10 protein-coding genes are annotated in these 14,032 nt (G+C 76.9%); 7 read left to right on the top strand and 3 right to left on the bottom strand.

Going from position 1 to position 14,032, the window contains the following annotated elements; genetic code table 11:
* Nucleotides 1-16: 16 nt before the first annotated feature.
* Complete coding sequence (locus tag KGD84_RS33575) at nucleotides 17-3,292, bottom strand: AfsR/SARP family transcriptional regulator (protein WP_220560887.1); 3,276 nt, start codon at nucleotides 3,290-3,292, stop codon at nucleotides 17-19.
* A gap of 123 nt (nucleotides 3,293-3,415) precedes the next feature.
* On the opposite strand from KGD84_RS33575, the gene KGD84_RS14555 reads away from it, so the two are divergent.
* The gene (locus KGD84_RS14555; protein WP_220560886.1) at nucleotides 3,416-4,969 is read left to right on the top strand and encodes an MFS transporter; all 1,554 of its coding nucleotides are present in this window, start codon (nucleotides 3,416-3,418) and stop codon (nucleotides 4,967-4,969) included.
* Between the two features lie 164 nt (nucleotides 4,970-5,133).
* Nucleotides 5,134-5,766, top strand: a complete 633-nt coding sequence (locus tag KGD84_RS14550; protein WP_220560885.1) for a trimeric intracellular cation channel family protein — start codon at nucleotides 5,134-5,136, stop codon at nucleotides 5,764-5,766.
* 7 nt (nucleotides 5,767-5,773) lie between these two features.
* Here the strand turns inward: KGD84_RS14550 and KGD84_RS14545 are convergent, their stop codons facing one another.
* Nucleotides 5,774-6,691: a LysR family transcriptional regulator gene (locus KGD84_RS14545; protein ID WP_220565741.1), complete on the bottom strand. Its 918-nt coding sequence runs from the start codon at nucleotides 6,689-6,691 to the stop codon at nucleotides 5,774-5,776.
* A gap of 97 nt (nucleotides 6,692-6,788) precedes the next feature.
* On the opposite strand from KGD84_RS14545, the gene KGD84_RS14540 reads away from it, so the two are divergent.
* The 4 genes from KGD84_RS14540 to KGD84_RS14525 all read left to right on the top strand — a co-directional run bounded on the left by KGD84_RS14540 (nucleotide 6,789) and on the right by KGD84_RS14525 (nucleotide 11,332).
* Nucleotides 6,789-7,709: a threonine/serine dehydratase gene (locus KGD84_RS14540; RefSeq protein WP_220560884.1), complete on the top strand. Its 921-nt coding sequence runs from the start codon at nucleotides 6,789-6,791 to the stop codon at nucleotides 7,707-7,709.
* Between the two features lie 70 nt (nucleotides 7,710-7,779).
* Nucleotides 7,780-8,277 (top strand): ASCH domain-containing protein, encoded by a 498-nt coding sequence (locus KGD84_RS14535; protein WP_220560883.1) that lies wholly within the window; start codon nucleotides 7,780-7,782, stop codon nucleotides 8,275-8,277.
* A gap of 363 nt (nucleotides 8,278-8,640) precedes the next feature.
* On the top strand, nucleotides 8,641-10,500 hold the full coding sequence (locus KGD84_RS14530) for an FHA domain-containing protein (RefSeq protein ID WP_255646550.1): 1,860 nt from the start codon (nucleotides 8,641-8,643) through the stop codon (nucleotides 10,498-10,500).
* Between the two features lie 169 nt (nucleotides 10,501-10,669).
* Nucleotides 10,670-11,332, top strand: a complete 663-nt coding sequence (locus tag KGD84_RS14525) for a lysophospholipid acyltransferase family protein (protein WP_220560881.1) — start codon at nucleotides 10,670-10,672, stop codon at nucleotides 11,330-11,332.
* Here the strand turns inward: KGD84_RS14525 and KGD84_RS14520 are convergent.
* On the bottom strand, nucleotides 11,314-12,591 hold the full coding sequence (locus KGD84_RS14520; protein WP_255646549.1) for an MFS transporter: 1,278 nt from the start codon (nucleotides 12,589-12,591) through the stop codon (nucleotides 11,314-11,316). The genes KGD84_RS14525 and KGD84_RS14520 overlap by 19 nt on opposite strands.
* A 46-nt stretch (nucleotides 12,592-12,637) precedes the next feature.
* Between KGD84_RS14520 and pdxR the strand changes: the two genes are divergently transcribed.
* On the top strand, nucleotides 12,638-14,032 hold the full coding sequence (pdxR, locus tag KGD84_RS14515; RefSeq protein WP_220560880.1) for a MocR-like pyridoxine biosynthesis transcription factor PdxR: 1,395 nt from the start codon (nucleotides 12,638-12,640) through the stop codon (nucleotides 14,030-14,032).

The following is a 14,032-nucleotide window of genomic DNA, read 5'->3' as shown; positions in this document are numbered from 1 at the left end:
GCGGCTCCGGGGATCCTCAGGGTCCGCTCAGGGCCTCCCGGTCCGCCGGGGCGACGGGGCCGGAAGGGCCGGAGGGGCCGGCGAGCAGCGCCTCGGCCCCCTCCACGGCGCCCCGCGCCGTCTCCCGGGCCAGCCCCTCCGTCCCGAGGGCCCGCCGGATCCGGTCCTCGATCCGGGCCACGTCGTCGCGTTCGGCCTCGGGCAGCGGCACCCCCACCGAACGGCGCAGGGCGTCGGCGGCGCCGAGCAGCCGGGCGGCGTGCCCGGCCCGCCCGGCCAGGGAGCGCGCCCCGGCCAGCCCCTCCAGGGCCAGGGCCAGGGCGCGGGGGTCGCCGGTGCGGCGGGCCGCCGCCAGCCCGCGCAGGTGCAGGTCCTCGGCCCCGGCGGCGTCGCCGTCCAGCTCGGCGGCGAACCCCAGCTCGGCGAGGATGAGCGCGGCCCCGAAGTCCGAGCCCGACTCCAGGTGCCAGTCCAGCCAGGCCTCCAGGTGGGTGCGGGCGGCCGCCAGGTCGCCGCGGCGGCGGGCCACCAGGCCCAGGCCCAGCACCGCGGACTCCTCCCCCACCACGTGCCCCTGTTCGGCGGCCACCCGGCGGGCCCGCTCGTGGAGTTCGGCGCTGCGGGTCAGGTCGCGGCGGAGCAGGGCGATGCGGCCCAGGGAGGTGAGGCGTTCGCCGACCTCGGTCCACAGGCCCAGGTCCTCGGCGGTGCCCAGGGCCTCGCGGTGGTGGCGTTCGGCGGCGTCCAGGTCGCCGGCGGGCTCGGCCCGGGAGGCGAGCAGGAAGGAGGCCAGGGCCTGGCCCCACCGGTCGCCGAGGTCGGTGAACAGCGCCCGGGCGCGATCGCCGCGGCGCAGGACGGCGTCCAGGTCGCTGCGGCCGAAGGCGCGCCGGGCCAGGGTCGCCGCGGCCGCGGCCTCGCCCCAGCGGTCCCCGGTGCGGACGAAGAAGGCGTGCAGGTCCTCCAGGCCGGCCTCGTCCCCGCCGCCGAACCCGGTGCGCACGTGGGCGAGGAACCAGCGGGCCCGCGCCTCGCCCGCGGCCGGCTCGCCTACGGGCTCCGGGACGGGGCCCGCGTCGCGGCCCAGGCCGTGGCCCAGGGCGGCGCGCCACAGCAGGGCGGTGCGGTGCAGCGGGTGGTCCGGGGCGCCGGGCAGGTGCAGGGCGGTGTCCAGGGCGCGCACGCCCTCGGCCAGGCGGCCGCGCATCACCCGGTACCAGGCCAGGGAGACGGACAGGCGCAGGGCCGCGTCGGCGTCCCCCTCGGTGCGGGCGGTCTCCAGGGCGCGGCGCAGGTCCGCGCCCTCGGCGTCCAGGGCGTTCAGCCACCTGCGCTGGGCGCCGGTGCGCAGCAGGGGGTCGGCCCTCTCGGCCAGGGCGAGGTGGTGGTCCAGGTGGCGGCGGCGGACCCGCTCCTCCTCCCCGGCCTCGCGCAGCCGCTCCGTCCCGTAGAGCGCGACGGACTCCAGCAGCCGGTAGCGGGGGCGGGCCTCGCGCGAGGCGGTGACCAGGGAGCGGTCGACCAGCCGGGCGAGCAGGTCGGGCACCTCCGCGCGGGGGACACCGTCGCCGGAGACGACCTCCTCGGCCGAGGCCAGGGAGGCGCCGTCGGCGTGCACGGCCAGGCGGCGCAGCACGGCGCGCTCGGGGCCGGTGAGCAGCTCCCAGCTCCAGTCCAGGGCGGCGCGCAGGGTGCGGTGCCGGTCGGGGGCGTCCCGGTAGCCGTCGGTGAGCAGGGCGAACCTGTCGTCGACGCGGTCGGCGAGCTCGTGGACGCCCAGGGCCCGCACCCGGGTGGCGGCCAGCTCCAGGGCCAGGGGGACGCCGTCGAGGCGGCGGACGATGGAGGTGACGGCGTCGGCGTTGTCGTCGGTGACCGCGAACCCGGGGGCCGAGGCGGCGGCGCGGTCGGCGAACAGGCGCACCGCGTCGGCCTCGGGCAGGGGCTCCACGGCGTGCAGGTGCTCGGCGGCGATGCCCAGCGGCACCTGGCTGGTGACCAGGGCGCGCAGCCCGGGGGCGGCGGCCAGCAGGGCGGACAGGACCGGGGCGAGCGCGGCCGCCACGTGCTCGGCGTTGTCCAGCAGCAGCAGGGCGTCGCGGGTGCGCAGGGCGTCGGCCAGCCGGGTGGTGCGGGTGCCGGGCGGGGCGGTGAAGGGGCTGGTCCCGGAGGAGTCGTCGCGCACCCCCAGGGCGGCGGACAGCGCCTCCACCACGGCCGCCTCGGCGCTGTCGGCGTCCTCGCCCGGGCAGGCCCCGGCCAGGTCGACGGGGTGGACGCCGCCGGGGGCGGCCTGTGCGGCGGCGGCCAGGGCCAGCCGGGTCTTGCCGACGCCGCCGGGGCCGGTGAGGGTGACCGCGCGGGCCCGCTCCAGCAGGGCGAGCACCCGGGCGAGGTCGTCCTCGCGGCCGACCAGCGGGGTGAGGGGCACGGGCGGGTCCGGCGGGGGCGGCAGCCGCGGGGCGTCCCCGCCGGGTGCGGGCGGTGCCGGGATGCCGGGGACGGTGTGCGTCCCCGGGGCGGCGGCGGGCGCCGCGGGGGCGTCCAGGCCGGGATCCTGGGCGAGCACGGCCTGGTGCAGGGCGGTCAGCTCCGGCCCCGGGTCCAGGCCCATCTCGTCGGCCAGCAGGTCGCGCAGCCTGCGGTAGGACTCCAGGGCCAGGGTCTGGCGGCCGGACCGGTACAGGGCGAGCATGTGGGCGGCGCGCAGGCGCTCGCGCAACGGGTGCTCCTCCACCAGGTCGCCGAGCCCGTCGGCGACCGCGGCGTGCTCCCCCAGGTCCAGGCGGGCCCGGGCCTGGTCCTCCAGCGCGGTGAGCCGCCGCTCCTCCCAGCGCAGGACGGCGGCGCGGACGAAGTCGTGGTCGGCCAGGTCGGCCAGGGCCGGCCCCCGCCACAGCGCCAGGGCGTCGCCCAGCAGGCCCACCCGCGCGGCCGGGTCGGCGGTGTCGCGGGCCCGGCCCAGCAGGTCCTCGAAGTCGCGCGCGTCCAGCCGGCCGGGGGCGGCCTCCAGCAGGTAGCCGGGGCGGCGGGAGACCAGCAGGGCGCGGCCGCCCGGCTCCGCGGCGTCCAGGACCCGGCGCAGCTGGGAGGCGCGGGTCTGGAGCGAGGCGGTGGGGTCGGCGGGCAGGTCGGCGCCCCACAGGTCGTCGACCAGCCGGTCGGCGGGCACCACCCGGCCCGGCTCGATGAGCAGCGCCGCCAGCAGCAGGCGGACCTTGAGCTCGGGCACCCGGACCGGCTCCCCGCGCTCGTCCCACACGGCCAGCGGCCCCAGCACCCCGAATCTCATGATCCGAACTCTAGGGGTCCTCAGGGCCGGCCGCGCCGCCGCCCTGAGTCCGCCCGAAGGGTTTCCGGAGCCCGGGCCGCCACGGTGGTGACCGTTCGATCCGATCCGCGAAGAAGGTTCACGATGCCACTCGATGCCTCTCCCCGGGCGACCGCCCGGACCTGGACGGGCCTGGCGGTCCTGATGGCGCCCACGGTGCTGCTGTTCCTGGCGATGACCGTCCTGTTCCTGGCCACCCCCTACATCGCCGCCGACCTGGGGCCCACCGGCGGCCAGCTGCTGTGGATCAACGACGTCTACGGCTTCGTCATGGCCGGGTTCCTGGTCACCATGGGCACGCTCGGCGACCGGGTGGGGCGGCGCCGCCTGCTGCTGGCCGGCGCGGCGGTGTTCGCGCTCGCCTCGGTGGGGGCGGCCTACGCCCCGAGCCCCGAGATCCTCATCGCCGCACGCGCCCTGATGGGCCTGGGCGCGGCCGCGATCATGCCCGCCACGCTGTCGCTGATCACCGTGATGTTCACCGACCCGCGCCAGCGCGGCACGGCGATCGGCCTGTGGGCGGCGTCGGTGTCGGCCGGTGTGGCGCTGGGCCCCCTGGTGGGCGGCCTGCTGCTGGAATCCCTGTGGTGGGGCGCGGCGATGCTCATCGGCGTCCCGGTGATGGCCCTGGTGCTGGTCGCGGTGCCGTTCCTGGTGCCGGAGTACCGCGCCCCGGTCGCCGGGCGGCTGGAGCCGCTGAGCGTGCTGCTGTCGCTGGCCGCGCTGCTGCCGTTCGTGTACGGCGTCAAGAAGCTCGCCGAGGAGGGCTGGGAAGCTCTTCCGTTGACGGCCCTGGCCGCCGGCGCGGTCTTCGGGGTCCTGTTCGTGCGGCGCCAGCTCAGGGCGGCCGACCCGCTGCTGGACGTGCGGCTGTTCGCGAACCGCGTGTTCAGCGGGTCGCTGGTGGTGTTCCTGCTGGCGGCCGTGGGCATCGGCGGCGTGTACCTGCTGTTCACCCAGTACCTGCAGCTGGTGGCGGAGCAGTCGCCGCTGCGGGCCGGGCTGTGGATCCTCCCGGCGGCGGTCCTGCTGGTGATCGTCTCGACGGTGACCCCGGCGATCGCCCGCCGGGTGCGGCCCGCCTACGTGATCGCCGCCGGCATGGCGCTGTCGGCGGCCGGGTACCTGATGCTGACCGGGGTGGACGCCGCGGGCGGGCTGCCGCTGCTGGTCGCCGCGTTCTACGTGCTCTACCCGGGTGTCGCCCCGGCGATGGCGCTGGTGCCGGGGCTGGTCGTCGGCGCGGCCCCGCCGGAGAAGGCCGGTGCGGCCTCGGCGGTCAACACGACCGCCAGCGACCTGGGCACCTCGCTGGGCGTGGCGCTGCTGGGCAGTGTGGGCACCCTGGTCTACCGGGCCCGCATGGAGGGCGCCGGGGAGGAGGCCGGCCGGACGCTGCCGGGGGCGCTGGAGACGGCGGCGGGCCTGCCGCAGGAGGCGGGCGCGGCGCTGGCGGAGTCGGCGCGGGCCGCGTTCACCGACGGGCTGAACACGGCGGCGTGGGCGGCCGCCGCCCTGGCGGTGCTGGGCGCGGTGCTGGCGCTGGCCCTGCTGCGCCGGGTCCCCGCCACCGGGGCGGCCGAGGCCGCCGGGACCGCTGCGGCGGAGTCGGCGGAGAAGGAGGCCGCCGGGCGCTGAGCCGGGGGTCCCGGGCCCGCCGCGGGGAGGACGTCCCCGCGGCGGGCCCGGCCGCGTCCCCTGCGGAGTGCGGCGCGTCACTCCCGCGAACGCGGGTGCGCGCGGCCCGGGCGTGGTGAAATGACCGGTCGGCACACCGCTCTCACCAGGGACCCGCGCTCCATATGTCCACGCAGACCATCCTCCTGATCCTCGACCTCGTCGGGATCTTCGCCTTCGCCGTCGACGGGGCCCTCACCGCCATCCGCACCGCCCGGGTGGACATCGTGGGCGTCCTGGTCCTGGGGCTGGTGACCGCCATCGGCGGCGGCATCATCCGGGACGTGCTGCTGGGGGTGACCCCCGCGACGTTCCAGGACTGGCGGTACGTGACCGTGGCCCTGGCGGGCGGGATGGTGGCGTTCTTCCTGAGCTCCCGGCTCACCCGGCTGACCAAGCCGATCCTGCTGTTCGACGCCGCGGGCCTGAGCCTGTTCGTGGTCATCGGGGCGGCCAAGGCGATCGAGCTGGGCTTCGGGCCGTTGCAGGCGGTCCTGCTGGGGGCGATCACCGGGGTGGGCGGCGGCACCATCCGCGACGTGCTGCTCAACCGGGTGCCGACGGTGCTCAGCGCCAACTCGCACCTGTACGCGATCCCGGCGCTGCTGGGCGCGGGGACGGTGTCGGTGGCGCACGTGCTCGGGTTCGACGCCGGGTGGGTGGCGGTGGTCGGCGCGCTGCTGTGCTTCACGATCCGGGTGCTGGCCCTGCGCTACCGGTGGAACGCGCCGCGCCCGCCGGGCGTCCCGCCGCTGTAGCGGACGCTCACGGGGCGGGCGCCTCCTCCAGGGCGCGGGCGGCGACCCCGCGCAGGGTGGCGACCAGCTCCGGCAGCGGTTCGGGGGGCCTGCGCCGGTGCACCACGTACACCTCGCGGGCCAGCCGGGCGCCGAGCAGCGGCCGGCTCACCCAGCCGCCGCGGCGGGCGGCGCCCAGGATGGTGGAGGGGATCAGCGCCACCCCCACGCCCACCTCGATCAGGGCCAGGGCCACCTCGTAGTCGCGGGTCTCGTAGGTGACGGTCGGCTTCACCCCGGCGGCCGCGGCGGCCGCGTCCAGGGTGGTGCGGTTGGCGATGCCCGGGGCGCCGCAGATCCACTCCTCCCCCGCAAGGTCGGCCAGGGACATGGGCCGGTCGGCGATGGGGTGCCCGGCCGGGGCCACCACCATGAGCGGGTCCACGAGGATGCGCTCGCGGTGCAGGCCCGAGGCGCGCGGCAGCGGGACCGCCGGGTAGCGGTGGGTGACGAGCACGTCGAGTTCGCCGGAGGTGACCAGGTCGTGGCCGCCGGGGGGCTCGATGTCGGCCAGGGACAGGCGCACGTTCGGGTGGGCGCGGCCGAACGCGGCCAGGGTCTGGGGCAGCAGGATCTGGCCCGCGCTGGCGAACGCCCCCAGGGACAGGTGGTCGGGCGGGGTCCCGGCGTGGGCGCGGACGGCCGCCTCGGCGTCGCGGAGCTCGCCCAGGACGCGTTCGCCGTGTTCGAGCAGGATCCTCCCGGCGCCGGTGAGGGTGGCCCCGGTGCGGCCGCGCTCCACCAGCACCGCGCCGACCTCGCGCTCCAGTTTGGTGAGCTGCTGGGACAGGGCGGGCGGGGTGAAGGAGAGGCGTTCGGCGGCGGCGGAGATGGAGCCGGCGTGCGCGATCTCCACGAGTACGCGCAGGCGGTTGGCGTCCAGCACGGCGGCCTCCTGGGACAAGGGTCGGGGCAAAGTTCTGCTTAAGGTTCCTTAGCAGACCCAACTTTAAGTTAATCGTGGGTAGCGGCAGCATGGTGCCATGACCACGACCGCGCACGCCGTGCCCACGGCCACCGACGTCCGTGCCGCCGCCGAACGCATCGCGCCCTACGCCCGCCGCACCCCGGTGATGCACACCGAGGTCGACGGCAGGCCCGTGACCCTGAAGCTGGAGCACCTCCAGCTCACCGGCGCGTTCAAGCTGCGCGGCGCGCTCAACGCCCTGCTCGGCGGCGGCCCCGTCGACCGGGTGATCACCGCCTCCGGCGGCAACCACGGGCTGGGGGTGGCCACCGCGGCCCGCCTGCTCGGGGTGCGCGCCACCGTCTACGTGCCCGAGACCGTCCCCGAGGCCAAGGCGGCGCCGCTGGCCGCCACGGGTGCCGAGGTCGTCCGGGTGGGCGAGCACTACGCCGTGGCCGCCGAGGCCGCCCGCGCGCACGCGGACCGGGAGGGCATCCGCTACCTGCACGCGTTCGACGACCCGCTGGTGGTCGCGGGCCAGGGCACCCTGGGCCTGGAGATCGCCGCCGACGCGCCCGAGTGCGACACCGTCGTGGTGGCGGTGGGCGGCGGCGGACTGGCCGCCGGGGTGCGGCTGGGCGCGGACGGGCGCGAGGTCGTGGGGGTGGAGCCCGAGGGCTGCCGGAGCCTGCACGCGGCCATGGACGCGGGCCGTCCGGTGCAGACCCCCGTGGACTCGGTGGCGGCGTCCGCGCTGGGCGCGTCGGTGCTGGGCCGGGTGCCGTTCGAGGTGCTGCGCGACAACCCGATCACCCGGAGGCTGGTGAGCGACGCCGAGATCGTCGCCGCCCAGGACCGGCTGTGGTCGGAGTTCCGCATCGCCACCGAGCCCGCCGCCGCGGTGCCCTTCGCCGCCTGGCTGGCCGGCAGGGTGCCGGGCGAGCGGCCCTGCCTGGTGGTGTGCGGCGCCAACGCCCGCTGGGACCGCGTGGGCTGACCCCCGCCGGCCGCCCGTGCGCCGCGCCCCGGGGGCGCGCGGTCCGGTCCGGGCGTGGGAGCCTGGTCCGATGGAGAACGCACCCGTCGACCGGACCGCCGCCCTGCGCCTGTGGGAGGAGTACCGGTCGGCCAGGCCCGACCTGGCGACCGACCCGGAACCCCCGTCCGTGGAGTACTTCGGCGACCACCCCGAGCTGACCGACGAGCTGCTGGGGCTGGTCCTGGCCGGGACCAAGCGGGCCACCGCCGCGCTGGCCGTCGAGTTCGCCGCCGCGGGCGACCCGCTGCCCAGGGTGGGCGGCCACTGGATCGCCTGCGACTCCTCCGGGCGCCCGCGCGTGGTCCTGCGCAGTACCGAGCTGCGGCTGGGCGGGTTCGCGAGCGCGGACGCGGCGTTCGCCCGCGACGAGGGCGAGGGCGACCTGTCCCTGGAGTACTGGCGCGAGGGGCACCTGCGGTACTGGCGGCGGGTGTGCCGCGGCCTGGGCCTGGAATGGGACGAGGACAGGGAGATCGTCTTCGAGCGGTTCTCGGTGGTCTGGCCGCCGGAGCACGCCGACGGCTGACCCGCTGCCCGCGGCCCCGTGCGCGCGGACGCGTCCCCGGGTCGGGCGCCCGAAGGAATTCCACCGAACGGCGGCGGGCGAATGCGGCGTCACATCCTCCCCATTCGCCCCAGGCCGGGAAAAGGACTTCCGCCTCACAGGTCCGTGAGCTGCGGTTTCGCGCCCACGTGGCCGAAACTGCGGACGGCGCACAGGGGCTCGAAAAAGACCGATTACAGCGCCGGGTTCCGGTCCTTCCGAATATACGAAGCAGAGGTTTTTTCCGTAATATTCCGATCCGAATGCCCGGCGGTCGCATCCTACGCAGGGAATCGGCCCCAGGTCGTTCATCCCCCGTCACCCCCTGCACAGAGAGAAGCAGCCGTGTCCTTCGAGATCGTCGGAACCGAGGGCGCCCTCTGCGGGCACCGCTTCCCCGTCGGCGACGCGCCGGTGACGTTCGGCCGCCACACCGACAACACCGTGGTCTTCCCCGGCCGCGCGGTCTCCCGCTTCCACGCCGAGCTGCGGCGGGAGGGGGAGAACCACGTCCTGCGCGACCGCGGCAGCAGCAACGGCACCCTCGTCAACGGCGAGCGGGTCACCGAGCACCTGCTGCTGCCCGGCGATCTCATCGCCATCGGCGAGGAGACGTTCCGCTGGGAGGCGGCCGAGACCCCGGGGGCGCCCTCCGACCTGCCGGTGACCCAGATGTTCGTCCGGCCCGAGGTGTTCTCCGGGCCCGTCCTGAACGTCGCCGTGTCCGGCGGCGGCCCCGTCGGGCTGGCCTTCGCCCTGCTGCTGGACCACCTGCTGGGCCCGCAGGTGTCGGTGACCGTGTACGACTCCCGCTGGACCCGCGAGGACGGCCGGGTCGTGTGGAAGGACGAGCGGCAGGGCAACGTCCGGCGCCGGCAGGTGGTGACGATCCAGAGCCGCCAGTTCCTCAACCTGTCCGAGGAGATGCGCGAGCGGCTGTTCGCCCCCGGCGAGTACACCGAGATGTGGCCCTCGGGCGCCGACTCCATCGGCGGCCTGGGGCCGCGCAACATCCGCATCGCGCGCATCGAGGACGTGCTGCTGCGGATGTGCGGCGAGCGGCCCGACCGCATCCGGCTGGTCCCGGAGAAGTTCGACGTGACCGCGCCCGGGGCGCTGGAGGGCCGGCACGTGCTGGCCGTGTGCGAGGGGTCGCGCTCGCGCACCCGCGAGCACCTCACCGGCCGCTTCGGGCAGGCCGACAGCGGCATCTACTCGCTGGACGGCGAGCACGTGGAGGACGTGGTGCTGGGGCTCCAGGTGCGGTCGGCCCTGTCGGACCCGGCGACCGTGCTGCTGACGGTCGCCCAGAACCGGTTCCTGCTCAACTCGCTGCGCGGCGAGGGGTTCCTCAACATGCGCCTCACCGACGAGGAGGCGCAGGAGGTCGTGGGCATCGACCCGGTCCGGCGGTCGTTCGAGCAGTGCATCGGCTCCCGCCCGTGCGTCATGGACCGCGACGGGGACGGCGACTTCGCCTGCTCCACCCACAGCACCCTGTTCCTGCCCGCCCTCGTCAAGGGGTCGAAACTGTGGAAGCGGGTGCGTCAGGGGCTGGAGTTCTTCGCGGTCCCCGAGGAGGACCTGAGCGCCGTCACCGCGTTCCGGCTGAGCATGGTGCAGCGGCCGCGGTTCACCGCCCAGCTGCGGGCGGAGACCCCCGCCTCCCCCGGCACCTACGGGTTCCTGCTGGGGGACGCCGCCAACGCCATCCACTTCTGGCCCGGGCGCGGCCTCAACAGCGGGCTGGCCTCGGCGATCTCGCTGGCCCGCTCGCTGAGCAGCGCCTGGAACGGGCGCCCCTTCCGGGACGCGGACTTCATCCGCCACGAGGCGGCCATGTCGATGCTCCAGTACCGGCACAAGAGCCGGGCCTGGAAGGCGATGGTGGCCAGCGACGAGGACGGGGTGACGAGCACGGTCAAGGAGCTGATCGCCCGGAGCCTGGCCGGGGAGGGCGCCGGGCGCGAGGCCGACACCGAGGTGCTCATGGAGCGGCTGGGGTCGATCCGGTCCCGGCTGGCGGGCCGGATCGAGGGGCTGCCCGACGACGGGGCCCTGCGCGAGCACCTGGCCCGGCTCACCGACGAGACCCTGCGTTCGCTGGTCGCCGGGGGTCCGTGGGACACTCTCACGGTGGGCGGCGAGGAGGTCGACATCGACATCTTCTACCGCGAGGAGGCGGCCCAGCCCGCACGGGCGTGACGCACGGGGCGGAGCGGGGCGCGGTGCGGAACATGACCGCGGATGCGCCCTGTTCGTCCGCGTCGTCCCTGTTCGGTGACCTGCGGCACTCTCTCCGGCGGAACCGCTCATTACCCGTGGGTCACCCTTACCATCGGGTTCGACCACCACCCTGAGTGAGGGAGACCACGTGCTCTACGATGTGCTGCGGCAGACGGCGTCACTCCTGGCCCGGTCCCTGTGCCGCCCGACCATCGAGGGCCGCGAGAACGTCCCCACGACCGGGCCGGTGCTGCTGGCCAGCAACCACCTGTCCTTCGTGGACAGCGTGGTGATCCCGCTGTCGGTGACCCAGCGCCGGGTGCGGTTCCTGGCCAAGAGCGACTACTTCGAGGGCAAGGGGATCAAGGGCCGGGTCACCGGCACCGTGTTCGGCGCGCTGGGGGCCATCCCGGTGGAGCGGCGCAACGCCCGCGACGCCCTGGTGTCCCTGGACGTGATGCTGGAGCGGCTGCGCGAGGGCGAGGCCTGCGTGATCTACCCCGAGGGCACCCGCTCCAAGGACGGCCGCCTGTACCGGGGCCGCACCGGCGTGGCGCACCTGGCCCTGGAGTCCAAGGCCCCGGTGGTCCCGGTGGCGGTGGCGGGCACCCAGGAGGTCCAGCCGATCGGGGCGTCGATGCCGCGGCCGCGCCCCTTCACCGTGCGCTTCGGGAAGCCGCTGGACTTCTCCACCGGCTACGACCACCTGGCCCCCGGCAAGGCCCGCCGCGAGATCACCGACCGGGTGATGGACGCCATCCACTCCCTGTCCGGGCAGGAGCGGGCGGACCACTACAACTCCGTGGGCTGACCCGGCGCCTGCCCGGGGCCGGGGCGCCCGTGCGGGAGGTCCCGGCGGACCGGGCGGGCCAGCAGGGCGAGTCCGGCGGCGGCCGCCGCCATCGCCGCGCCCACCGCCGTCCAGCCCCAGGCCCCCGCGGCCAGGACGAACGGCAGCAGCGCCGCCGACCCGGCGATGCGCGCCACCGAACCGGCCATCCCGAACACGGCCTGGTGCCTGGCCTGGAGCGCGGCCGGCACGTCGCGCAGGGCCAGGTGCCAGGCGGGCGGCCCGCCCGCCACCTCGCCGACGGTGATCAGCACGATCCCCGCCAGGACGAGGGCGGTGGCCGCGGCCGCGCCGCCCGCCCCGGCCGCACCGAGGAGCACGCACCCGCCCGGCAGGGCGGCGGCCGCCCACAGCGCCGACCGGGCCGCCGCCGCGTCCGAGACCACGTGGTCGGCCCAGGGGCGCTGCACGGCCAGGACCAGCACCGTGTTCAGGCCCAGCGCCACCGCGGGGACCCACCCGGGGGCGCGGGTCCCCTGGGCCGCCCACAGCGGCAGGATCACCGACAGCACGGGCAGGCACAGCTGCACCACCGACGTCAGCGCGGTGACCGCCAGCAGCCGCCGGTCGCCCAGGGCGGCCGAGATCCGGCGGTCGCGGCCCGCCGCCGCGGAGTCGGCCGGGTCCGCGGGCATCCCCGCCAGCAGCAGCGCGCAGCCGAGCACCACGAGCGCCCCGCCCCCGTACAGGAGCGTGAACCCGGCGTCGGCGCCCGCGGCCAGCACCAGCGCGCCCAGCACCGTCCCGGCGCCCATGCCCGCGTTGAGCAGGGTGTGCATCCTCCCCCGGGCGGCCACCCGGGCCCGGGGCTCCACCCGGGCGGCCACCACCGCCTGGCGGGCGGCGCCCAGCCCGGTCTGGGCCACCACGAACACGACCGCGCCGACCGCGTACGTCCACGGCCCGTCCGCCACCGCGTAGACGGCCAGGGACGCCCCCACCAGGCAGGTGAAGCCCACCGCCGCCCGGCGCGCCCCGACCGCGTCGGCCAGGGCCCCCAGGGGCACCGCCGCCACCAGGGCGGCCAGGTTGCCCGCCCCCAGGACCAGGCCGATCCAGGGGACCGGCACCCCCACCCGGGTGCCGAAGTACAGCACCGCCGTGGCCAGCACCGCGCCGTCGACCACCGCTCCGACCGCCTGCGCGGCGTACATCCGCCGCAACCCGCCGTCCCGGGCGGCCCGCAGGGCGGCGCCGGCCGGGTTCGTTCCCGTGTTCACGGGTCGAGGCTACGGAGCGATCGGCCCACCGCTACAGTGCGATCCCATGGAGAGAACATGGGCCATTTCCGGGATCGATCTGCACGTGGAGGTCGGCGGGACCCGGGTGGCCCGGTCCCTGGAGCGGGAGCTGCGCGCCGCCGTCACCGGGGGGCGCCTGCCCGCCGGGACCCGGCTGCCGTCCTCGCGCACGCTCGGCGCCGACCTGGGCATCGCCCGCAACACCGTGGCCGAGGTGTACGGGCGGCTGGCCGCCGAGGGGTGGCTGGAGTCGCGTGTGGGGGCGGGCACCTGGGTGGCCCGCCGCCCCGGGCCGCCGCCCGCGGGCGCCGACGCCGAGCCACCGCCGCCGCCCGCCCTGGACCTGCGCGGCGGCATCCCCGACCCGTCGGCGTTCCCGCGCGGGGAGTGGGCGGCGGCGCTGCGCCGGGCCGTGGAGTCCGCGCCCGCCGACGCCTTCGACTACCCCGACCCGCGCGGGGCGGCACCGCTGCGCGAGGCCCTGGCGGGGTACACGGCGCGGGCGCGCGGCGTGCGCGCCCGCGCGGAGAACGTGGTGGTGGGGCACGGTTTCGGTGACCTGCTGGCGCTGCTGTGCCGGGCGCTGGCCCGGCGCGGGGCCCGGCGCATCGCGGTGGAGGCGTACGGGCACGGGCGGCACCGGCGCATCGCGGCCGCCCACGGGCTGGAGCCGGTACCGGTGCCGGTGGACGCCGACGGCGCTGACGTGGCGGCGCTGGAGGGGCTGGATGTGGGGGCGGTGCTGCTCACCCCGGCCCACCAGTTCCCGACGGGGGCGGTGCTCTCACCCGAGCGGCGCCGGGCGCTGGTGCGGTGGGCGCAGCGGCGGGACGCCCTGGTGCTGGAGGACGACTACGACGGCGAGTTCCGCTACGACCGCCGGGCGGTGGGCGCGGTGCAGGCGCTGGCCCCCGACCGCGTCGTCTACCTGGGCACGGCCAGCAAGTCGCTGGCCCCGGGCCTGGGGACGGCCTGGGCGGTGGCGCCCGCGGGGCTGGTGCCCGAGCTGGTGGGGCTGCGCGAGCTGTCGGGGGCGGGCCACCACGTCCCGGGGCAGCTGGCGCTGGCGGACCTGATCACCTCGCACCGCTACGACCTGGCGGTGCGCCGGGCCCGGGCCGTCCACCGGGACCGGCGGCGGGCGGTGGCCGCGGCCGTCGCCGGGCTGCCCGGCTGCTCCCTGTCGGGGCCCGAGGCGGGGCTGCACTGCCCGCTGGAGCTGCCCGCGGGGGTGTCGGAGGCGGCCGTGTCGGCCGAGGCTGCGCGACGGGGGCTGGCGCTGGAGGGGCTGGCCTCGTTCGGGTCCGGTGCGCCGGAGCGGGGTCCGGCGATGGTGATCGGCTACGGTGCGCCCCGCCCGCACCTGTTCGCCCCCGCCCTGGCCGCGGCCGTCGCCGCCGTGGCCGCCCACCTGCCCTGA

Source organism: Nocardiopsis changdeensis (assembly GCF_018316655.1).
In the GTDB taxonomy this organism is placed as follows: Bacteria; Actinomycetota; Actinomycetes; order Streptosporangiales; family Streptosporangiaceae; genus Nocardiopsis; species Nocardiopsis changdeensis.
This window is presented reverse-complemented; position numbering and strand designations above follow the sequence as displayed.